The organism is Burkholderia catarinensis (genome assembly GCF_001883705.2).
Lineage (GTDB): Bacteria > Pseudomonadota > Gammaproteobacteria > Burkholderiales > Burkholderiaceae > Burkholderia > Burkholderia catarinensis.
The window spans coordinates 103,295-123,389 of sequence record NZ_MDEQ02000003.1; the positions used below are offsets into that span (position 1 = coordinate 103,295).

The 20,095-nt window shown below is 65.9% G+C and carries 15 protein-coding genes; 5 read left to right on the plus strand and 10 right to left on the minus strand.

From position 1 onward, the window contains the following. Positions 1-59: 59 nt before the first annotated feature. Positions 60-266 (minus strand): hypothetical protein, encoded by a 207-nt coding sequence (locus tag BFF94_RS05760; protein ID WP_128849749.1) that lies wholly within the window; start codon positions 264-266, stop codon positions 60-62. Between the two features lie 184 nt (positions 267-450). Further along, positions 451-1,710: an oligosaccharide flippase family protein gene (locus tag BFF94_RS05765; protein ID WP_128849747.1), complete on the minus strand. Its 1,260-nt coding sequence runs from the start codon at positions 1,708-1,710 to the stop codon at positions 451-453. Positions 1,711-2,332: 622 nt separating this feature from the next. Here BFF94_RS05765 and BFF94_RS05770 point away from each other — a divergent pair. Beyond that, on the plus strand, positions 2,333-4,183 hold the full coding sequence (locus tag BFF94_RS05770) for a serine aminopeptidase domain-containing protein (protein WP_128849743.1): 1,851 nt from the start codon (positions 2,333-2,335) through the stop codon (positions 4,181-4,183). 161 nt (positions 4,184-4,344) lie between these two features. On the opposite strand, the gene BFF94_RS05775 is transcribed toward BFF94_RS05770, so the two are convergent. Next, complete coding sequence (locus BFF94_RS05775; RefSeq protein WP_128849823.1) at positions 4,345-4,755, minus strand: hypothetical protein; 411 nt, start codon at positions 4,753-4,755, stop codon at positions 4,345-4,347. 127 nt (positions 4,756-4,882) lie between these two features. On the opposite strand from BFF94_RS05775, the gene BFF94_RS05780 reads away from it, so the two are divergent. The 3 genes from BFF94_RS05780 (at position 4,883) to BFF94_RS05790 (ending at position 9,881) form a co-directional block, all read left to right on the plus strand. Next, positions 4,883-6,115, plus strand: coding sequence for a polysaccharide biosynthesis/export family protein (locus BFF94_RS05780; RefSeq protein WP_128849741.1), 1,233 nt, complete (start codon positions 4,883-4,885; stop codon positions 6,113-6,115). Between the two features lie 74 nt (positions 6,116-6,189). Next, on the plus strand, positions 6,190-8,463 hold the full coding sequence (locus BFF94_RS05785; protein WP_219139078.1) for a polysaccharide biosynthesis tyrosine autokinase: 2,274 nt from the start codon (positions 6,190-6,192) through the stop codon (positions 8,461-8,463). Then, positions 8,460-9,881 (plus strand): O-antigen polymerase, encoded by a 1,422-nt coding sequence (locus BFF94_RS05790; RefSeq protein WP_128849739.1) that lies wholly within the window; start codon positions 8,460-8,462, stop codon positions 9,879-9,881. Before BFF94_RS05785 ends, BFF94_RS05790 begins: the two co-directional genes overlap by 4 nt. A 454-nt stretch (positions 9,882-10,335) precedes the next feature. On the opposite strand, the gene BFF94_RS05795 is transcribed toward BFF94_RS05790, so the two are convergent. The 4 genes from BFF94_RS05795 to BFF94_RS05810 all read right to left on the minus strand — a co-directional run bounded on the left by BFF94_RS05795 (position 10,336) and on the right by BFF94_RS05810 (position 15,425). Then, positions 10,336-11,388, minus strand: coding sequence for an acyltransferase family protein (locus tag BFF94_RS05795; RefSeq protein ID WP_128849737.1), 1,053 nt, complete (start codon positions 11,386-11,388; stop codon positions 10,336-10,338). A gap of 194 nt (positions 11,389-11,582) precedes the next feature. After that, entirely contained in the window at positions 11,583-12,662 is a 1,080-nt protein-coding gene (locus tag BFF94_RS05800) for a glycosyltransferase family 4 protein (protein ID WP_128849734.1), read from the minus strand. A 27-nt stretch (positions 12,663-12,689) separates the two neighbouring features. Then, complete coding sequence (locus BFF94_RS05805; RefSeq protein ID WP_219139165.1) at positions 12,690-13,838, minus strand: glycosyltransferase; 1,149 nt, start codon at positions 13,836-13,838, stop codon at positions 12,690-12,692. A 525-nt stretch (positions 13,839-14,363) separates the two neighbouring features. Beyond that, entirely contained in the window at positions 14,364-15,425 is a 1,062-nt protein-coding gene (locus BFF94_RS05810; RefSeq protein WP_128849732.1) for a glycosyltransferase family 2 protein, read from the minus strand. 625 nt (positions 15,426-16,050) lie between these two features. On the opposite strand from BFF94_RS05810, the gene BFF94_RS05815 reads away from it, so the two are divergent. Further along, positions 16,051-17,331, plus strand: coding sequence for a right-handed parallel beta-helix repeat-containing protein (locus BFF94_RS05815; protein WP_128849730.1), 1,281 nt, complete (start codon positions 16,051-16,053; stop codon positions 17,329-17,331). 125 nt (positions 17,332-17,456) lie between these two features. Here BFF94_RS05815 and BFF94_RS05820 read toward each other — a convergent pair whose 3' ends face one another. The 3 genes from BFF94_RS05820 to BFF94_RS05830 form a co-directional block, all read right to left on the minus strand. After that, positions 17,457-19,037, minus strand: a complete 1,581-nt coding sequence (locus BFF94_RS05820; RefSeq protein ID WP_219139079.1) for a mannose-1-phosphate guanylyltransferase/mannose-6-phosphate isomerase — start codon at positions 19,035-19,037, stop codon at positions 17,457-17,459. Further along, on the minus strand, positions 19,034-19,618 hold the full coding sequence (locus BFF94_RS05825) for a GNAT family protein (protein WP_128849728.1): 585 nt from the start codon (positions 19,616-19,618) through the stop codon (positions 19,034-19,036). Before BFF94_RS05825 ends, BFF94_RS05820 begins: the two co-directional genes overlap by 4 nt. 318 nt (positions 19,619-19,936) lie before the next feature. Then, complete coding sequence (locus BFF94_RS05830; protein WP_219139080.1) at positions 19,937-20,074, minus strand: hypothetical protein; 138 nt, start codon at positions 20,072-20,074, stop codon at positions 19,937-19,939. Between the last annotated feature and the right edge of the window lie 21 nt (positions 20,075-20,095).

The window sequence follows — 20,095 nt, forward strand, 5'->3', positions numbered from 1 at the left end:
GCGGATCAGGAGTTCGACGAGCCGGTGAGCAAGTAATTCAATGCAGAGTCGCCGGCTCTTCAGCCCGTCTTCAGCGGGTCTGTATACACGCGTTGAGCTGCTTTCATTGGTACGGAAGCGCTATCGCTCGCCAGCGTAACGGCGGGAATGGGAAAACGGATCGACATCGCCGCGACAAACGCGAATGGCGTCGCAATGTTGATTGTATCCACGACGATTGCGGTGCTCATCGGCGCAGCTGCATCGCGCGTGAAAATAACGGCCATCGTTCCAGATCGCGCGTGTGCGGCGGAGCAAGCAGTGCCTGTGCGCAGGCGTTCGGAGCGGGGCAGGCGTTGATGCTGGCGAAGTGAAGCGCGCCCGCATGATGCGGCTCGTTACATGCGCATCGACCGACCGCGGCGCGATCGGATTCGGGCCACCCGAGAAAGAGGCCGGGCGGCCCGTCCGCTAGCCACGCCGCGCGACAGGGCTGCCGGGCAGTGGAATGCCGGCGCGATACACGACAGTCGCGAGCGCGGCGGCGACCGCGGCCTCCGCGAGCAGCACGGCGGCCGCGGCACCCAGTTCGGCGAAGTACTTTGCGAGTACCGGAACCAGCACGATGTTGAGGACCCCGGACGACATCAGAATCCGCGTGAATGCGGACTTCATCCCGAGCGGCAGCATGGTTTGCACGCCGAACAGGTCGGTCATGCCGGCCATGAACGGAATGAACGCCATCCAGCGCAGCACGTGGACCGTCGGCTCGTACGACGGGCCGTACAGGAGGCGCACGGCGAGCGGCGCGCCGAAGAAAATCGCGAACGAGATGCCGAGCACCATCACGACCTGCACGACGAACAGCTTGCGCAGGAACGAAAATGCATCGTTGCGCGCGTGCCGCATCAGGTAGCTGATGCGCGGGTAGGTGGCCGCTTTCAGCGGCTGGAGCATGCTGAGCGCCGCGCGGATCAACTTGTCGCCGGCAGCGAAGTAGCCGGCCGCGACGTTACCCGACACGAAGCCGAGCAGCACGGTGTTGGTCGACGCGTAAAACGCGATCGACGTCGATGCGAGAAACACCTGCCAGCCGCCCTTCAGCGATTCGGCGATGTCGGCGAAACCCACGCGAACGAAGTCGATCTCGTGCTGGGCATACAGGTAGACGGCCAGCACGACCGCGGACAGCGTCGGGACGGCGGCGTTGACGATCATCGCCCGGTCGATGTCCGCCGAGCTGTGCACGAGCGCGAACATCGCGGGTAGGCTCAGGATGCGGCCGATGAACAGGATCACGCTGAGCGCGCGCAATTTCTCCATGCCCTGGAAATACCAGCCCGGCGTGAACGCCACGCCGGCCACCATCCCGAAGCCGATCAGCAGCAGGTGGCGGTCTTCGCCGAAGCGCCCGACCAGAAAGGTCAATGCGACCAGCACGATGAAACAGATCGCCGCGATGCCGATCTGCGCGTACAGCGTCGCCCAGAATATGCGGGAGCGTTCGGTGCGGTCGTCGCGTGCGAGCGCGATGCGCGGCGTGGCGGTCAGGTCGAAGCTGTAGCTCGTGCAGTTGGTGAGATACGCGATGACTGCGAGCGAGAACGCGAGCTGCCCGTAGCCTTCCGGGCCCAGCGCGTGCGTGAGCAACGGTGCGATCAGCAGCGGCACCGCATACATCGAAATCTGAAGCGTCAGCAACAGCAGGAAGTTCTTCTTGAGGTTTGACATTCGCTCGGTCGGCGCCGTGGGTGTCGCAGGGCGGCGGATTGCAGACCACCGTGCGCTCGCGCGGCCGGTCGGCGTTGACCCGGCTGCGTGGGTTAGCGACCCGCTCCGGCGGGCGCCGGTTCCGTCCGGCGATGACGGCGCGGCCACATCGTATGACGGCCATGATACGGGCCACGAGAGGCGCCTGTGTTCGCGAGCCTACCGTTCGGGGATTCCGTGCGCGCGCGCGGCGCGAATCGCGGCTACGAGCGCCTCGCTGTATCGCCGCAGTGAAGAATGCATTTGTAAGCTGCCGCACCGAAGGCCGATCGACCCGAATGATCTAATCGGACGCACTGTTTTCGTTCATGGCGAATGCATCCGGCGCAACGCGCCGTCGCGGCAACGCGGCGGATTCCGCGGAGCGGGCCGGCACGGGCGATCGCTCGAGGCCGTCCCCGGCGCAGGAGCCGGACAACGCATGGAGCAGGGCGAGCGGGCCGCGCAGGGGCGCGGTGGATGTCCGCTGCCGGGCGATCGCGCGTTCGTCGAGCCGTCGCATGGTCGTGGAGTCGCTTACTCCTGTGGAGCCGCCGGAACGCGTGTCCGTGTCCGATAACAATACCGATCCGAGGAGTACCGATTGAAGCCGATAACGTTCGGCAGCTGCGTGGGGTGGCTGCACGAAGGACAGACGAAACAAGGCGTGATCCTGTGCGAATCGTTGGGCCACGAGGCTTCGTGGACGCACAAGCTCATGCGGGCAATCGCGGAGCGTCTGGCTCGCGAAGGCGTCGCGGTGTTGCGATTCAGCTATCCGGGTACCGGCGATTCAGCGGGCGACGACCGCGACGCCGGCCGGCATGCCGCCAGCATCGCCAGTATTCACGACGCGATCGACCTGCTGCGCGACGAGGTCGGCGTGACCGATCTCACGCTCGTCGGGATCCGCGCGGGCGCGCTGTTCGCGCTGCTGGCCGCCGCGAGCATGAGCCCGTCGCCGCGCGTCGATGCGCTGGTCGCGCTGGCGCCGGTCGTGCGCGGCCGAGCGTACCTGCGCGAGCTGTCGTTCATGCATCGCCAGTGGCTCGACACCACGTCGCCGGCGATCCGCCTCGCGCATCGCGACGAACCGTGCATGAACGTGCTCGGGCACCGCTTTCCCGCCGATTTCGTCGATGCGCTGAAGGCGGTCGATCTATGCGACATCGTGCACGATGCGCCGACGCTGCCCGGCGCGATGCTGCTGATCCAGCCCGACCAGGGCGACGGGCCGGCGTTGCGAGACGCGTTGCTCGCACGCGGCGTGGAGGTGGCGAGCGAACCGTTCCACGAATGGGCGACGACGATGCTGGATGGCACGCGCTCGCGCCTGCCGCTGGCCGCGATCGACACGCTCGTGAACTGGATCGCCGAACGCGCGCCGCGTATGCCGGTTGTCGCTGAAACTCACTTGCGAGCGGACCCGGTGTGGAGTGGCGAGTTGGCCGTCGCGCTCGACATGAACGACATGACCGAGCAGTTCGTCGCGGTCGGTCCGGACCGGCTGGTCGGCGTGCTTTGCCGTCCCGCCGAGACGCGGCCGGAGAATCCGGCCGGCCCGGCGGTCGTGATCGCAAACACGTCGACGAATCCGCGCAGCGGCGAAGGGCGCTTCAGCGTGCGGCTTGCCCGCGCGCTCGCGCGCGTCGGCGTGACGACCCTGCGGATCGACGTGAATGGTGTCGGCGACAGCGGACCCAATGCGCTGGACGACCAATCGGGCGTCGTGTATTCGGCGCAGTCGATCGACGACGTGGCGGCCGCTGCGGACTGGCTTCGCGCGCTCGGTCACCTGGAGGTGGTCGCCGCCGGCATCTGTTCCGGCGCGTACGCGGCGTTGCATGCGGCGGTGAAGACGCCGTCGCTCGGCGGCGTGATCGCGATCAATCTCGCGCGTTTCGTGTGGCCGTCCGGCCTCACGCTCGAGGCGGTGCAGAAGCAGCGGAACAACTCGGTGCGCGGCTACTGGCTGTCGGTGCGCGACTGGCAGAAGTGGAGGCGGCTCGTGCGGGAACGGCGCGACCTGCGGCCGATCGTGAGCGCGGTGGCCGCGAATGCCGTCGCGCGTATCAGCGTGCCCGTGAAGGGGATTGCCGCGCGCGTCGGCTGGAAGCCGCGCATCGACACGCCGCGCGGCGTGATGCGTGAGCTCGAGCAGCGCAACGTGTGGACGACGCTGGTGTACGGCGCCCTCGACCCCGGTATCGACGATGTCCGGCGTCACTTCGGCGCGATCGAGCATGCGTTCCAGCGGTCGCGCCACGTTCGCCTGCACCTGAAATCAGAGATCGACCACGCCGTGTACGGCGCGGTGGGCACGGACATCGTGATCGACCTGTGCATGCAGGCGCTGGGCCGTGAGACGGGCCGGCCGGTCGCGCGCGTTGCCGATCCGGCCGCGCCCGAGGCGGCGGGGCGGTCGTACGCGAAGATGTCGGTCGGCGGGCCGTGACGCTTCGAGCGGCACGCTTGCCGGTGCTTCGGGGTGCGATCCCCGTTTCGTACGAAGATCGGCGTTTGGTGGGGTCGCTCACAGACGCATCGGCCGGCGTGGTGTCCAATCCTGTATCGGCACATGCGCGGTCATGCCGCGGCATGACCGGTCGCGATGCGTCAGTCCGGATCGCCCGGCTGTGCGTAGGGCGATTTCGCGTAAGGCGACATGTACAGCGTATCGCTGCTCCATACGTCGTTGGCGGGGGCGCTGGCTGCCTGAGGGCGGTGTGGCCGCTCCGGCACGATTGGTCGGCTCAGTTTGCTTTGAGCGCGCGATTCGGGTGGTGTGGCGGCGGGAAGCGTGAAGGCGGAAGTCGCAACCTCGGACGCGGCTGCGGCGGGTTCCGCCGCAGCGCTCTTCGCAGTGGTTTGCGCCGAACGTTGCTGCGGCACCGGCGCGAGCAGCGTCGACGACGCGAAAACCGGCGCGTCGGCCAGCGCGGCAGGCGGCGTCTGCGCACCGGCGGTGCAGGCAAGGCTGGCCGACACGATGCAGAGGAGCGACGAAAGCGACGAAGTGCAGTTCATGACGAATCGTACGGAGTGACGTGCGGTGAAGAGGGAGGCGCGGCATCGCAATGCGAGCCGCGCTGGTAAGCGTAACGCCGGAGTCTGCCGTGTTCGGCGGGTTACCGCACAGTTTCGGAAGGACACCATGTCAATCACCACGCAAAAGGAATCGACGTTCGGGACGTTGCGGCGGCGTACGGCCGGCGCCCGTCGCGCACCGTGGCTGTCGCACATGGCGATCGTCGCGGCCGCGTGCGCGCTGAGTGCGTGCGTGCTGTCGCCGGGCATGACGTACCGGGGGCCGGTCGAACGCGATGCGAATGCGAATGCGCGAGTGAGCGACGATGCGTCGGGTTCAGGCAGTATCGACGGCGTGCAGAACGTGTCGAGCGAGGATTTGATCGAAATCACGCCGGCGTTCGTCGCGCAGCAGCACGCGGCGCGACCGGCCAATGTCGATGCCGAGATCCGGCAATTGTTCGGCAAGCCGAAGCCCTATGCGATCGGCCCCGGCGACGTGCTCAGCATCGTCGTGTGGGACCACCCCGAATTGAACCTGCCCACGACGCAGACGACGGGCGGGGGCGACGGCGTCGCCGCCAGCTCGGTCGCGACCGGCTACACGGTCGACGCAAGTGGCAACGTGCAGTTCGCATACGCCGGCCTCGTGCATGTGGCCGGGCTGACCGAGGCGCAGGCGCGCGCGCTGCTGACGAAACGGCTCGGCGAATACGTGCGAAAGCCGCAGATCGCGCTGCGCGTGCAGACTTACCGGAGCAAGCGCGTCTATCTCGACGGCGAAGTGCGCACGCCGGGTTTGCAGATCGTCAACGACATGCCGATGACGTTGCCCGAGGCGATCGACCGCGCGGGCGGCTTCACCGCGACGGCTGACCGCTCGCAGGTATCGGTGACGCGCGGCGACAAGACCGTGAACGTGAGCCTGCCGGCGATGATCGCCGCGGGCGTGAATCCGTCGAACATCCTGCTGCGCGACGGCGACCTCGTGCGCGTGCGCGCGGCGAGCGACGCGAAGGTGTTCGTGCTCGGCGAGGTGTCGCGTCCGGCGACGCTGACGCTGACCGACGGCCGGATGAGTCTCGGCGAAGCGCTCGGCGATACCGGCGGCGTGAGCCAGTACACGTCGGACGCGCGGCAGGTTTTCGTCGTGCGTCGCGGCCCGGGCAATCGCCCGCAGGTGTACCACCTCGACGGCAGTTCGCCCGCGTCGTTTGCGTTGGCCGACCAGTTCCCGCTCGAGCGACGCGACGTCGTGTTCGTCGATGCGTCGTCGCTGGTGCGCTGGAGCCGCGTTGTCAACCTGCTGATTCCGTCGGCCGCGCAGGGCGCGCTGACGGCCAAGGCGGTTTCGCCGTGATCCCCGTGCCCCCCGTGATCTTTGTGACCTACTTCGTAATCGCGACCGTGCGTCGCGCCATACGGGACTGATGCATGACTTCTTCGACCTTGCCTGACCCGCACGGCGGGCCCACCCTGCGACCGTCCAATCCGGTTCGCCGCTACTGGGGCATGCTGTACGGCGGACGGCGCCTGATTCTTTGCACGACGCTCGCGGGTGCGCTCGTCGGCGCCGTGTATGCGCTGTGCGCGGCCCCTGTCTACCGCTCCGACATCCTGTTCCAGGTCGAGCAGAGTCCGAGCGATTCGAAGCCGACGTCGCCGCCCGGCGATCCGTCGTCGGTGTTCGATCTGAAGACGGACGCGTCGACCGAGATCGAGGTGCTGAAATCCCGCGCGGTGCTGGACCGCGCGATCGACAGCACCAATCTGTCCGTCGACGCGCGACCGCATTACCTGCCGCTGATCGGCTGGCGGTTCGTGAACGCGGCGGACGGACTGTCGTCGCCGTTGCCGGGTGGTTACGTATACGGCACCGAGCGCATCGACGTGCCGACCTTCGACGTGGCGAAGCGCCTGCTCGGCAAGCGTTTCGCGCTGATCGTCGGTGATGGCGGCGCCTATACGATGCAGCTCACGGGCCTGTTCGGCCGGAAGGGGCCTGTGTGGCAGGGCCGCATCGGCCAGCCGCTGCACATCGAGACGCCGCAGGGCCCGATCGACGTGTTCGTGCGCGACGTGGCGGGCAAGCCCGGCGCACGCTTCGACCTGACGCGCTACAGCGACGAGGAGGCGACGGACTGGCTGCAGAAGAATGCGCTGATCTCGGAGCGCGGCAAGCAGTCGAACATGGTCGGCGTGACGCTCGACGGCATTGATCCCGTGCATGACAGCCGTGTGCTGAACGCGATCGGCGATGCGTATCTGGCGCAGAACACGCAGCGCAAGGCCGAGGCGGCTGACAAGCTGATTCGGTTCATGGATGCGCAACTGCCGCAGCTCAAGGCGCAACTCGAAAAGGCGGAGAGCCGCTTCAATGCGTTCCGTGCATCGCACGGCACGGTCAATACGAGTGACGAGGCGCTGGCGTTGCGCCAGCAGTCGGTCGACATCGAGACGCGCGTGCAGACGCTGCAGCAGCGGCGCGAAGAATTGCTGACGCGCTTCATGCCAAAGCATCCGGCGGTGGCGGCCGTCGATGTGCAGCTTGCCGACGCGCAGCGTTCGCTCGACACGACGCGCAAGCAGATCCAGCAGTTGCCGGCCGTGGAACAGGGTGTGCTGCAGCTGCAGCGAGACGTGGCCGTCGATACCGCGCTGTACACGAACCTGCTCAACGCACGCCAGCAGATGATTATCGCGCGGGCCAGCAAGACCGGCACCGTGCGGATCGTCGATACGGCGAAAGTTGCCGAACAACCGATCGGTCCGCATCGCGGCGTCGCGGTGATCGCCTTGCTGATGGTGGGCCTGTTGGCGGGCGGGGCGATCGTGATCGTCCGGCAGCGTTTCGTCGGCACGATCGGCGACGCCGAGGAAATCGAATGGACGACGGGGCTGCCCGTGTTCGCGACGGTGTCGCACAGTCCGGCCGCGGCACAGGCCGAGCCGCACGCGAAGGCCGCGGGGCGGGGCAAACGCACGTCGATGGCGCCGGTCGCCGCGCAGGATGCGGCGCTCGAAAGCCTGCGCAATTTCCGTGCGGCGCTGCAACTGTCGATGCCGGAGGCGTCGAACCGCATCGTGCTGATCTCCGGGCCAACGACGGGTGTCGGCAAGTCGTTCGTCGCCGCGAATATCGCGTCGCTGGTCGGGGCCGCGAAACGGCGCGTACTGCTGATCGACGCCGACCTGCGCAAGGGGGCACTGCACGAGCGGTTCCGATACAGCCGCACGCCGGGGCTGTCGGACGTGGTGGCCGGCACCCACGGGCACGATCAGGCGATCAGGCGCGACGTGGTGCCGGGCCTCGATTTCATGGCGATGGGTAACGTCGTGCCCGATCCGGGCGAGTTGTTGCTGCAGCCCGCGCTCGCCGAACTGATCGAGCAGATGGCCTCGCGCTACGACATGGTCGTGATCGACGCTCCGCCGTTGCTGTCGGTGGCCGACGCGCTGGTGCTCGGGCGCCTGGCGGGAACCGTGTTCCTCGTCGCGCGCAGCGGCGTGACGACGCTGACGGAGCTCGACGAAAGCGCGCGCCGGCTCGAGCACGCGCATATCGATGTGCGCGGCGTGATCCTGAACGATTACAAGGGCATGCCGGGGCGGTACGACTACAGCTATACGGATACGGACACGCACCAGGCCGCATCCGGATATGCGGGAGCGGTGGCGCCGCGGCAACGGGTGGAACGGGCGTCATGACGCGGCGAGCGGGCGGCACCGGGCCCGGGTCGAGACAGAGCCCGGCGACGATGCGCAGGATGGCGCGCGTGCGCGGGGCCGCAGGCGGCTATACGGGCTATTGGTGGGAAGATCCGGCGCGTCTCGTGCTGATTTTCATCCTGCCGTTGTACGGGATGCTGTCGCTCAGCCTGCTGGGCGACCAGAAAGCGATTGCGCGAATCTATTTCGACGGCTTCTACACGTTCATCGGCGCGTTGTTCCTGATGGTCGTGATGGCGGCATCGTGGTTCGCGACGACTGAAGTGCAGGCGCGGCGGGGGCCACCGGCCGCGGCAGTCGAAGTGTCGCCCCGTGTGCTTGATTTCGTGTTTGCGCTTGCGCTGTTTGGCAACCTCGTGATGATGAGCGGCGTCATTACACATCCGATGTTGCTGCTGCAGTTCCTGAATGGCCAGGCCAACGCGTATGATCTGCTTCAGCAGATCGGTCGCGTAACGGGGCTGAGTTCGTTCACGCAGGCAACGGCGCCGTTCGTCGCGCTCTATTTCTACGTGTTCAAGACACCGGTGAAAGGCCTGAACCGGTACAAGATCTACATGGTCGTGCTCGCGGTATTGACACTGCTGCGCAGCTTTCTTTTCGCCGAGCGGCTCGCGTTGATCGAGATGGTGATGCCGCTTGCCCTCATGGTCGTGCGATTCCGGCTGCGCGGTAGGTGGCGGTTGCTGACGTTCGGGCCGTACGCGGCGATTCCGCTGCTGTTCGCGCTGTTTATCGCCAACGAATACAACCGGTCGTGGGAAGCCTATTACGTTAACGTCTACGACAATATTTTCGACTTCGCGCTAGAACGTCTCGGCCTGTACTATTCGACGTCGCTGAACAACGGTGCCGGAATTCTGGCGGTGCTCGGCTGGGGCCAGGGTCATCCGATGTTCACGTTCGACTGGCTGATGCGCTTTCCGGTAATCGGCGCGACGTTCCAGCCATGGTTTGATTCAAGCGACAGCTTCAACCTGTTCCTGAACAGCTACGCCGACCCGGAATTCAATAATCCGTCGGGCATCTTCGTCTACTTTTACGAGTGGGGGTGGTTCGGGTTGCTCAATGGGGCCGTACTGGGCTGGTTGCTTGGTCGTAGCTATGCGGGCTGGCGCAGCGGCAACGGATTCTGGTGCTGCGCGCACGCGGTGCTCTACGTGTCTCTGATGGAAATCATGCGTACGCCAAACCTGTTCAGCGGGCGCAATTTCGTGCCGCTCGTATTGCCGATCATCGTGTTCCGCTGGTTCGCGACGCGCGCGGCACGCAGCTCGCCGACTGGCGAGCATTCAGGGGCCGGGCGGGACGAAACCGGGGGGCAGGCATGCGCGAGAGCCGCTCGGCGGCGTTGCAATCAGCCGGGCGCGTGTCGGATATCGGCTGATTATCCGTAGAACCCGAAATCACTCGGACACCGCGGCGGCTTCGTCATCGAGCTTAACTGCATTGGACTGTCGGAATCGACGTAGGCATCGTCATCCACGCTCGGTGCAGATGCGACGCAGGCCGGTCGAAAAGCTCGCCATGTTTCGGAAAGGGGGCATTGTCGCGGCTTGATGTTTCCGTGTCGGGCGGAACTGCATCGATGCCCGGGGACGGGAATGAAACCGGTATCGGGGAGCAACGCAACCGATGGCGACACGGTCGCGGTAGATGACGCGATTTGGGCTTTTTCGTCGGCTATTCCAGGCGATGCCGCCGAATCGACGTGACGCCGTCCTCGGCGCGCAGGTGGCAGTGGCTTGTCACGACCGATCGCCTGATACACGGATGCCCGGCATCGCGACTTTCGCGTCGGACTGGGCAATGCGATCTACACACGTTTGACCGCTTCCGATTCGATGAAGATCACGCCGCACGCGTTTGCACCGCCGTGCCGCGTCCGGGCCACGAAGGGAAGCCAGCAACGCGGGCCAGCCCCGTGCGCAACGCGACCCGATAGACGATCATCGGGATTGCGACGCCCGTCAGCGTGCCGAGCGCGAGGTGTACCGCGAGGCCGGTGATGCCGACGCGCATCAGCACGATGCGTCCGGCGGCCATCACGAAAATATGTATCAGATAGATCGGCATCGATGCACGGCCGATTGCCGCCAGCCAAGCTGCGCGTGCCGGTCGCAATGCATACCGGTGAGCGAGTTGCAGCGTCAGGGCGATGCCTGTGAACGCAGCAGGAAGCGCCCAGATGCTCGTCGCGCTACCGAAACTGTGGGCGAATACGACCGCTGCGACGAACGCAGCTGCCGTGGTGGCACATGCGATCGGTCCGCTGTTGCGCTCGAGCCAGCCGGACAACGCCTGCGCTGCAAGGACACCTGCCACGAAGAACGGTCCGTTCATCAGCGTGATCGACAGGATGCCCCACTGTGTGGCCGTACCGAGCAGCAGGCCGAGCCCCACGCATCCGGCGAGCCAGCCACGGACGTGCGCCGGCATCGGAGTTCGCGTAACGTCCGGCATAGTCTTTGCGAATCCCCAGACGCCGGTCATGCAGAGCATCAGCGCGTACAAGAACCAGAACTGCGCGAAAGGCCGCCAGCCGATCGCCAGCAAATCATTCAGCGTAAACGGATGATTGGTGCCATGCGACGCCATCGCAATCTGCACAGTGCCCTGCAGGATCGACCACAGCACGTACGGATACACGATGGTCGTGACCTTCGACCACAGGAATCCGTGTGGCGCGCGGCGCAGCGAACTGCAGACGTGTAGGCCGGACAGGAAAAAGAACAACGGCATGTGGAACGTATAGATCACGTAATCGTTCCACGCGAACGCAGCATCGGCCACGCCCGCAGGCACGAGATCCGCAGAGACAGCCCCACGCAGCACATGCCCGTATACGACAAGAATGATCCCTGCGCCGCGGGCGACGTCGAGGCTGGTTTCGCGTGCAGTCATAACGAAAGGGCGGGTGGCCCGTGAGGACCGCGCCTGAAGTGATATCAGATGAATTACTTCACTCTATGCAGGGCCGACGCCAAAGACAGTGCGCTGGACGACCGTGGGTCGCCGCGGATACTCGTGGCGGCGTTCGACTCGATGCAAAGCGGGGTCCGGCGCGCGTATAGGCCCGACACCCGTATGGCCTCTCACTACAGCCCCTCGAATATCTCCGTCATCATTTCCGCACTTCGGCTCCAGCGATATGTCTCCGCGTGCAGGCTTCCCTTGCGTTTGAGCTCGGCCCTGAGCTCGGCGGAATCCAGCAGGTTCCGCAATTTCTCCGCGATGTCGTCCAGCGAATAGGGATCGCAGTACAACGCCGCATCGGCGCAGACTTCCGGCAAGGCCGCGGATTTTCCGACGACCGCCGGGCAGCCGTATCGCATCGCCTCGAGAGGTGGTATGCCGAAGCCTTCGTAAATCGATGGGTAAAGGAAGCAGGCCGCGTTTTGATACAGCGCCTTCAATTGCTCGTCGCTGATATAGCCGACGTACTTGATGTTCGGCTCCGCGGCCGAGACATGATCCTGCTTGCCGAACACGACGGTGTTCTGCATCCCGACGATGACGAGGTCGACCGAAGGATCGTTGATCTGCCGGAATGCCGCGATCAGCCGGCCGAAGTTCTTGGTGGGATTCATACTGCTGACCGCGAGCACGAAGCGGCCAGGCGTCAGCGAATGTGCTTCGAGCACGCTCGTGTCCGGCTCCAGCGCATCGAGGTGATCCGCACCGAGCGGCACGACGCAGATCTTCTCCACGGAAACGCCGCAGTGATGAGCGAGGCGATCCCGCGAGAAATAGGAGTTGGTCAGCACGCAAGCGGAGGTTCGTGCCAGGATCCAGAACATGATTCGGTACCACACCCGAAACGCCCGGGAAAAATGCGCGGGCGTGTCGAACACCGCCGCATCATGCATGTAGATGATCTGGTTGCCGATGAAAATGGACGCCGAATTGCTGAGATTGACGATGCGGCCGCGGCGCGCGAAAAGGGGAAGCACCAGTTGCTCCCAAACCACCCCCTTGTAAAAGCCCACCTTGACCGTATTCGCGCCGCTCACCGCGACGCCGGGATGCGGAGGTACGAGGACGGTCACCGGATCGTGAGGCTGAACCTTGATCAGGGCGGCGATCAACTCGCGTGCGACTCGTTGCACTCCGGTCGTTTTCTGCGTGGTGAACCGGCCGTTGTACACGAGTTGTTTCGGTTTTTTGAAAGCGATCATGTCAATAATTGAATAGCGGAATCGGAATCAGGCTTTGACGTGATCCGGGGCAATCGGCGTGAAGTCGCGGGTGTCGACACGAGGCTCGCCGATGTCCAGTCCGTAGAGGGCATGCCACTGCCGGAATATCGCGTTCATCGAAAACCGTTGAAACGCCCGTTTCCGGGCTGCCGCGCCCATTTGCTCGCGAAGCTGCCGGTCGTCGCGGAGCGTGGTCAAATAACCGGCCATCTCGTCGGCGTTCGATGCGACGTAGCCGGTCACGCCGTGAATCACCACGTCGCGATTGCCGACGACGTCCGTCACCACTGCCGGTATGCCGGCAACCTGGGCCTCGATCAGCGCGACCGGCATACCTTCCCAGCGTGAGGTCTGGACATAGATCTCCAGTTCCGATGTGAGCTCCAGCGCGCGAGCGCGGGTCACCCAGCCGCTGCAGACGACGGCGCGGCGCTGGTCGGGATCCGGGATCTCGGCGGCGTTGCCGCCGATCCACAGAAACTCGAAGTCGGCGCCATGCAACTGGTCGGCGAGCCGCACGAATGCTTCATGGTTCTTCTGGAACGACGCGCGGCCGCTCATCCCGATGACGACTTTGTGATCGTCACGCGGTCGACGGGGCGGGATCTCCGCCACGTTGACGCCGTTTTCCACCAGTACCGCCGATTTCGCCCGGACCTTTCCATTGATCTCGGCGAGCTCGCTGCCCGAGCACGCCACGATGGTTCCACCGATGCGAGCCCCGATTCGTTCGAAACTCAGATAGGCGAACTGCTTCATGCGGGAAACGTCGCAGCGCAGGAACGAGAGTCCGTGCGGCGAGTAGAGGACCGTCGCATTCGGGGCGGCGATCCTGGCGGCGACCCGTCCCAGCACGCCTGCCTTCGACGAATGAAGATGAATCACGGTCGGCTTGCAGTCGCGAAGGTTTCTGACCAGCGCGCGCAGGCTTCGCAGGTCGTGTTTGACGCTGACTTCGCGCGCCATGTCGACGTAGACGAGCTTCACCTCGGGCCGGAACAGCGTCGAGAAATCGGTCGGAGTTTCCGGTCGGATCGAATGCAATACCGTCACGTCGACGCCGGTTGCCGCCGCGTGGTTCGCGAGAAGGGTCAGCATCGAAAGCACGCCGCCACCAAACGCTTCGGCAATATGAACGATCTTTTCTTTGGTCATCTTCATGTTTAGCGATTCGATCGCGCTTTTCGTCGCCCATCGTGAAGATGGGTGGCCAGCGAATCGTCAGGTCGCCGGCGAGTCGCGCAGGTGCAACTTCCGGTTCAATTAACTATGCATTCCTAATTGGTAAATGCATGCCAGTCGTGGCCATTGGATCCATGCTGCCGTGCTCAGTCCTACGATCGGGTGACGCGGCCGGGGTGTCCGGGCCGGGATGCTATCGGCCCGACGCTGTCCCGAGCGATGCCGTGATCACGGATGAAACCGACCGCCGGCGAGGTATTTCCCGGGGCAGCGACGCTGCGACAGGAATAAGCGCCGCGTTCCACATGCCGGGTCGATCCGGCGACACATCGGATACCGGCGTTCGGCCACGACGACTCGAGGTCAAGCGACCGAGAATGTCTGTCGTGGCGCGTGCATCCAGTGGTCCGAACCATTGTGCAGCGCATGCCCGAAGTACTGGGTGCGATGGCTTACCGAAGAAGCGATTCGGCGACTGCAGTTCCGACCCGGCGGCGTTCATCGGGCATCGGCTCGAGGCGCAGGTGGGTTGCGCACACGGGCGAGTGGATTGGAGAGGTAGCGAATCGCACGGTTGCTGAGCGTGGACGACGGCAGCAGGCATGCGAGCGACAAGCCGGCGACGGCCACTTTCTTGGACGGGCGCCAGAACGGATTGCGCAGCACGGTATGCCAGTAGCGGCCGGACTCGTACAGGAACCAGCGCCAGCGCCGGGCGAGCGGCGCGCGGTACAGCGTGCTCGCGAAGCGCGCCTTCTCGATGGCGAAATCGAGCGGGGCGATCGGCAACGCTTCGTGCAGCCGCGTGCCGGCGAGCGTACGCAGTATCGACCAGCGGCGTTCGGTCTTCAGCGCGCCCGTGGCGGCGTCCTCCGAATTGGTGAGCGCGAGGGCCGGTGCGGCAGAGGCCGCTTCATCGGCCTGGCTCGCGTCCGCCTGCTGATGCACACGATAGCCGCCGAGCGTTGCGTCGATCATGTGGACTGCACCGAGTAGCGCGATCCCATAGATCGCATAGAAATCGGCGCCGTGCATGTTATCGGCGGTGACGGGCACCGGAAAGATGCGCTTCAGTGCATCGACCCGGTACGCATTGCCCGACGCGGGTGGCGACGGGTACAGCCAGCCCGCGCGCAACAGGCGGCCGCAATCCGTGTCGACCGCCGACTGCGGCACGCTTGCGCCGGTCGGCGCGCCGTCCCGCGCGATCACGTCGAGCCGAAAATGCACCTTCACGAAATCGCCGGATGCGAACGCGGTCAGTACGCGTGCGGCCGCGTCGGCATAGAGCAGGTCGTCCGCGTCGAGCAGGATCACGTAGCGCGTCGCGACATGCTCGAGCGCGCGATTGTATGCGGCGACCTGGCCGCGATTCTCCTGGAAGACCACCGCAATGCGCTCGCCGTACGAGCGAATGATGTCGCGGGAATCGTCGGTGGAACCGTCGTCGACGACCAGCACGCGTACGCCGTCCGCGCTTTGCGCAAGCGCCGAATCGATCGCGTCGCGCAGGTACGCACCGTGGTTGTAGTTGCAGATAGCGATGGTTAGGTCGGTCATGAGCGAATTTCGGACGAGCGGCGCGCGGACGATCCGGACATCCCGCGTCGCGCATTGACTGCCGGCGCGGTGCGCGTCGGAGTTTGCGGCGTCGTTGTCGGGATTCGGCATGCGCTCGATCGGCGCCGCAAGGTGTCGCACGGCGACGGGTTGCAGTGGGGCGCAGCCGGCCGGCGTCTTTCGGGTGGCCAGGATTCGCGGTCCGGATCGGCCCGCGCCGGGATCGCCCGCCGGTGACGGAGCACGGCCACGTCGTATGGTGGCCATGATACGGATCGCGCATCGGCGCTCAGTTCGCGAGCGTACCGTTCGGGAATTCGTTTCAGGCCATGGCAACGCATCGTCGATTGGCACGCGGCGTTGCGTCGCGGCGGTGCCGGATATTTTGGTCTGCTGACGCACAGAAGCCCGTCCGGATTGAATGATCTAATCAAACGTATCGCGTCGTCAGTTTCGGCGGCTTCGGTGATTTCGCGGGCGTGCCCCGCAGTCCGCGGTCGACGGCATCGCTGCCAATGCACCGATTACCCGGGCACCGGCCGCGAGCCGCGAATGCCGTGACACGCAGCGGTCCGAGCGCGCGCATATCGACGTGCGCCAAGTCATTCCAGGGAATCGATTCGATATGCGTAGATCGCAATGCCTGTCCGGCGCATGCGCCGTGCTCGCCGGCATGTGCATGGCGGGCGGGCTGTCGTGGCCGGGGCTCGCCGTGGCCGTACCCGGCACACCCGTACCGGGCGCGCTTCATGCGAACGTACCGGACGCGTACGTTCATCCCGACCCCGATGCCGCTGATCAGGCCGACGCGCTGCAACGCGCGCTGGACGCGTTGCAGCCGGGCCAGCGGCTGGTGTTCGCGCCGGGTCGCTATGTCGTCGGTCGTTCGCTGGTCGTGCGGCAGCCGAATGTCGTGGTGTCGGGCTACGGCGCGACGCTGATCGCCACAGTCCCGGACGACCAGGCGATCGAACTGCGCGGCGACGGCACGACGCTCGTGGGGTTTCGACTGACGGGAACTGGCACGACGCGCCTCACGACGCCGGAGTCGTCGAAGGTCGTCGTGACTGGGCGCGACGTGCAGGTGCTCGACAACGTCATCGACCGCGGCGCGGGTGGCGGAATCTTCGTGTTCGGCGGTGCGGACGTCGCGATCGTCGGCAACGAGGTGCTGTCGACGCTGGCGGACGGCATTCACATGACGCACGGTTCGCACAACGTGCTCGTGCAGGGCAACGTCGTGCGCGGCACCGGCGACGACATGATAGCCGTGGTGAGCTACCAGGCGGAGGGCGTGCTGACGCGCAACGTGCTGATTACCGGCAACTCGCTGGAAGGCAACCCGTGGGGCCGGGGCGTCACGGTGGTCGGCGGAGCGAACGTCACCATTTCGAACAACAGCGTGCGTAACGTGCAGGTCAGTTCGGGAATTCTCGTCGCGCAGGAAGACAGCAACCGGACTGCCGGCTCGTCCGACATCCGGGTCGAGAACAACGTGATCGCGGATATCCAGACCGCGACGGACCGGACCGACCCTCGCCCGATCACGCAGCAGGCGGCGATCGAGGTCAGCACGTGGTCGGGTTCGGTGTCGCGCGTGACCGTGATCGGCAACCGCGTGTCGCATGCGCGATTCGACGGCATTCGCTTGTGGGGAAACGTGTCGGGCGTACGGCTCGCGGACAATCAGCTGTCGGGGATCGGGGGAATGCAGGTCCGGCGCGGCCCTGCGCAAGATTGCGCGGCCGGCCGACCAGCGGCGCCCTCGGCGAAGGGCGCGCCGTGTACCGCAGCGAGTCAGTCGCTGTCGGCCGCGACCGACGCGGTCGGCGCGGATACGTCATTGCTGCCGCACGTGCGGGAGTCCGTCAGGCAGGCGCGCTGGTCGAAAGGGCACATCGATTGATCGCGCGGCGCGTGGACCGCGAGCCGGCCGCGACATGCGGTGAACCCGCGCCGATCGGGCGTCCGACCGTCGTTCGTGCGGCGGCGCCCGTCGTCGACGAGTACGCCGCGGTGGTCCGTACGCGCTTATCGAACGACGTCGCGTTCCGCGGTTTCATCGACCGGTTCGCGCGCGGCGAGCGGGGCGGGCGGCCGCAACTGCGCGGTCTCGACGACGGGGCGCCCGTATCGATCATCGAAGCGGACGATATCGTCCTCGCCGAGATAGTCGCCCGATTGCACCTCGATGATCTCGAGCGGAATCCGGCCGGGATTCTCGAGGCGATGGACCTCGCCGACGGCGATGTAGGTCGATTCGTTCTCGCTGAGCAGGAACGTCTCGCTGCCGCGCGTGACCTTCGCGGTGCCGCGCACAACGATCCAGTGCTCGGCGCGGTGATAGTGCATCTGCAGCGACAGCTGCTTGCCGGGTTCGACGACGATCCGTTTCACCTGGAACCGCTCGCCCATGTCGATCGAATCGTAGTGGCCCCACGGTCGCTGGACCTTGCGGTGCTCATGCACCTGCGGCTGCCGGGCCGTCTTCAGGCGCGCAACCATGTTCTTCACACGCTGCGCGTCGTGCTTGTTCGTGACCAGCACCGCATCGGGCGTCTCGATCACGACGACGTCCTTCATCCCCACGCACGCTACCAGTCGCCCCTCGGAGCGGATGAGACTGTCCTGGGTATCCTCTAACACGATCGGCCCGCGCGCGACGTTGCCCTGATCGTCCTTCGGCATGATTTCCCAGATCGCGTCCCACGTGCCGACATCGGACCAGCCCGCCGAGAGCGGCACCACGATTCCCTCGATCCCGAGTTCGCGATTGCACGCGAGGCGCTCCATCACTGCGTAGTCGATCGAGTCCGACGGACACGCGTCGAACGTCGTCGCGTCGATCCGGAAGAACGGATACTCGGCGACGCCCGCGCGCCATGCGGCTTCGCACGCAGCATGGATGTCCGGCGCGAGCGCGCGGATCGCCTTCAGCCACACCGACGCACGGGTGACGAAAATCCCGCTGTTCCACCAGTAGTCGCCCGACTGCAGGTAGCGCTCCGCGAGTGCGGTGTCGGGTTTTTCGACGAAGCGGCCGATCGTGTAGCCGCCTTGCCCGCCCTGGCGGCCGGTGTGCGGCTCGCCGACCTGGATGTAGCCGTAGCCCGTTTCCGCGCGGCGCGGCAGCACGCCGAGCGCGACGATCGCACCGTCCTGCGCATAGCGCGCCGCGCGCCCGATCGCATCCTGGAACGCGGCGACGTCGACGATCGCGTGATCGGCGGGCATGACCACGAGCACCGGATCGTCCGCGAGCACGTTCGCGTCGAGCGCGGCCAACGTGAGCGCCGGCGCCGTATTGCGCGCGGCGGGTTCGAGCAGGATGCGGGCGGGCGCCGCGCGTCCACCGACTTGCGCGGCGCTCATGAAGCGGTGCTGTTCGCCGCAGACCAACAGCAGCGTGTCGTCGAGCAACGCGCTGGCGATGCCGTCGAGGCGGCGAGCCGTCCCCGTCAGCGGCGACTCGTCGGAGATGAGTTCGATCAACTGCTTCGGATGGTGCTCGCGCGACAGCGGCCACAACCGCGTGCCGGAGCCGCCGGCGAGGATCACCGGCAGGATGCGCGGCAGATCGGGTTCGGGAACCGGGCGAAGGGTTCGAGTCATCGGTTGGCTCCGGTATCGGCGGGCAGCCGGTGGTGCGCGCGGCCGTCGGCACGCGTGTCGTCATTGCGCGGCAGGGTAGCCGAAACGGCCCGGGACAGCAGGTGACGCAGCGCGCCGGCGGCGCGGTCGGCCGACCGGACCAGGCCGACGAACGGCGCGCCCTGTTCGAGATACGGCCCGTAGGCCTTGCGGAATCCGAAGCGTTTGTAGAACGCCTGACGCGGTGCGGAGACGTGCGTGCGCACCGCGGCGTCCGGCCACGCGGCCTGCGCGGCGGTGAGCGCGCGTCCGATCAGCCGCTCGAGCGTGTCGTCGTCGCGGCAGCTCTCGCTCGTCAGCACCTTGTCGATCACGACGTCCGGATCGATGTCGTCGCCGGGCAGGATGCGCGCGTAGGCCGCGACTTCCGTCGTGTCGCCGTCGCGCACGCTCGCATAGACATGCAGCGCACCCGCGTCCTTGCCGTCGATGTCGAGATGCGTGTGCGCGTCCTCGACCACCAGCACGGCGTTGCGCGCGCGCAGGATTGCATAGAGATCGACGGCGCTCAGATGTTCGAATTCACAACAATGCCATTCCATGATGCTGTCCTCGCGTGATGCCTTCGGCACGCCGTGCCGCACGGACGCGATCGTTCCGTGCGGTGAGGCGATCTTCATCATCCGGATGCGCGGTGCACCGGTCTGTTCGAAAGCGTACTCACGCTCCGGATTCGCGCGGCGGCCGCGGGATGCGCGGCCGCGCGCCCGTCACGGGAGCGCCGCAATGTGCGGTAGCACACACTGCCGCGGCCGGTGCTTTTTCATAATTGATCCTTCCTGGCGGCTCGCCGCGATGCGCGGCCAGCCAGCATCGAATGTGAATAAGGACTCGGGGCAGGACTTGGAGATTGCAATCGTTCACGACGGGCCGGTCGTGCATGGCGGCGCGGGGCGCGCGCTCGCGCACACGATCGGTGCATGGCGCACACCGATGTCCGCGGCATCGTCGAATGCCTTCGGGATCGTGCGTGCCGGCGCGGCGCGCGTATCCTTCATCCGTCCGTTGCCGTTCGCACG

Coding starts and splice junctions, on each gene's coding strand:
- BFF94_RS05760 (WP_128849749.1), bottom strand. CDS start 266: ATGGCCGTTATTTTCACGCGCGATGCAGCTGCGCCGATGAGCACCGCA.
- BFF94_RS05765 (WP_128849747.1), bottom strand. CDS start 1,710: ATGTCAAACCTCAAGAAGAACTTCCTGCTGTTGCTGACGCTTCAGATT.
- BFF94_RS05775 (WP_128849823.1), bottom strand. CDS start 4,755: ATGAACTGCACTTCGTCGCTTTCGTCGCTCCTCTGCATCGTGTCGGCC.
- BFF94_RS05780 (WP_128849741.1), top strand. CDS start 4,883: ATGTCAATCACCACGCAAAAGGAATCGACGTTCGGGACGTTGCGGCGG.
- BFF94_RS05785 (WP_219139078.1), top strand. CDS start 6,190: ATGACTTCTTCGACCTTGCCTGACCCGCACGGCGGGCCCACCCTGCGA.
- BFF94_RS05790 (WP_128849739.1), top strand. CDS start 8,460: ATGACGCGGCGAGCGGGCGGCACCGGGCCCGGGTCGAGACAGAGCCCG.
- BFF94_RS05795 (WP_128849737.1), bottom strand. CDS start 11,388: ATGACTGCACGCGAAACCAGCCTCGACGTCGCCCGCGGCGCAGGGATC.
- BFF94_RS05800 (WP_128849734.1), bottom strand. CDS start 12,662: ATGATCGCTTTCAAAAAACCGAAACAACTCGTGTACAACGGCCGGTTC.
- BFF94_RS05805 (WP_219139165.1), bottom strand. CDS start 13,838: ATGACCAAAGAAAAGATCGTTCATATTGCCGAAGCGTTTGGTGGCGGC.
- BFF94_RS05810 (WP_128849732.1), bottom strand. CDS start 15,425: ATGACCGACCTAACCATCGCTATCTGCAACTACAACCACGGTGCGTAC.
- BFF94_RS05815 (WP_128849730.1), top strand. CDS start 16,051: ATGCGTAGATCGCAATGCCTGTCCGGCGCATGCGCCGTGCTCGCCGGC.
- BFF94_RS05820 (WP_219139079.1), bottom strand. CDS start 19,037: ATGACTCGAACCCTTCGCCCGGTTCCCGAACCCGATCTGCCGCGCATC.
- BFF94_RS05825 (WP_128849728.1), bottom strand. CDS start 19,618: ATGGAATGGCATTGTTGTGAATTCGAACATCTGAGCGCCGTCGATCTC.
- BFF94_RS05830 (WP_219139080.1), bottom strand. CDS start 20,074: ATGAAGGATACGCGCGCCGCGCCGGCACGCACGATCCCGAAGGCATTC.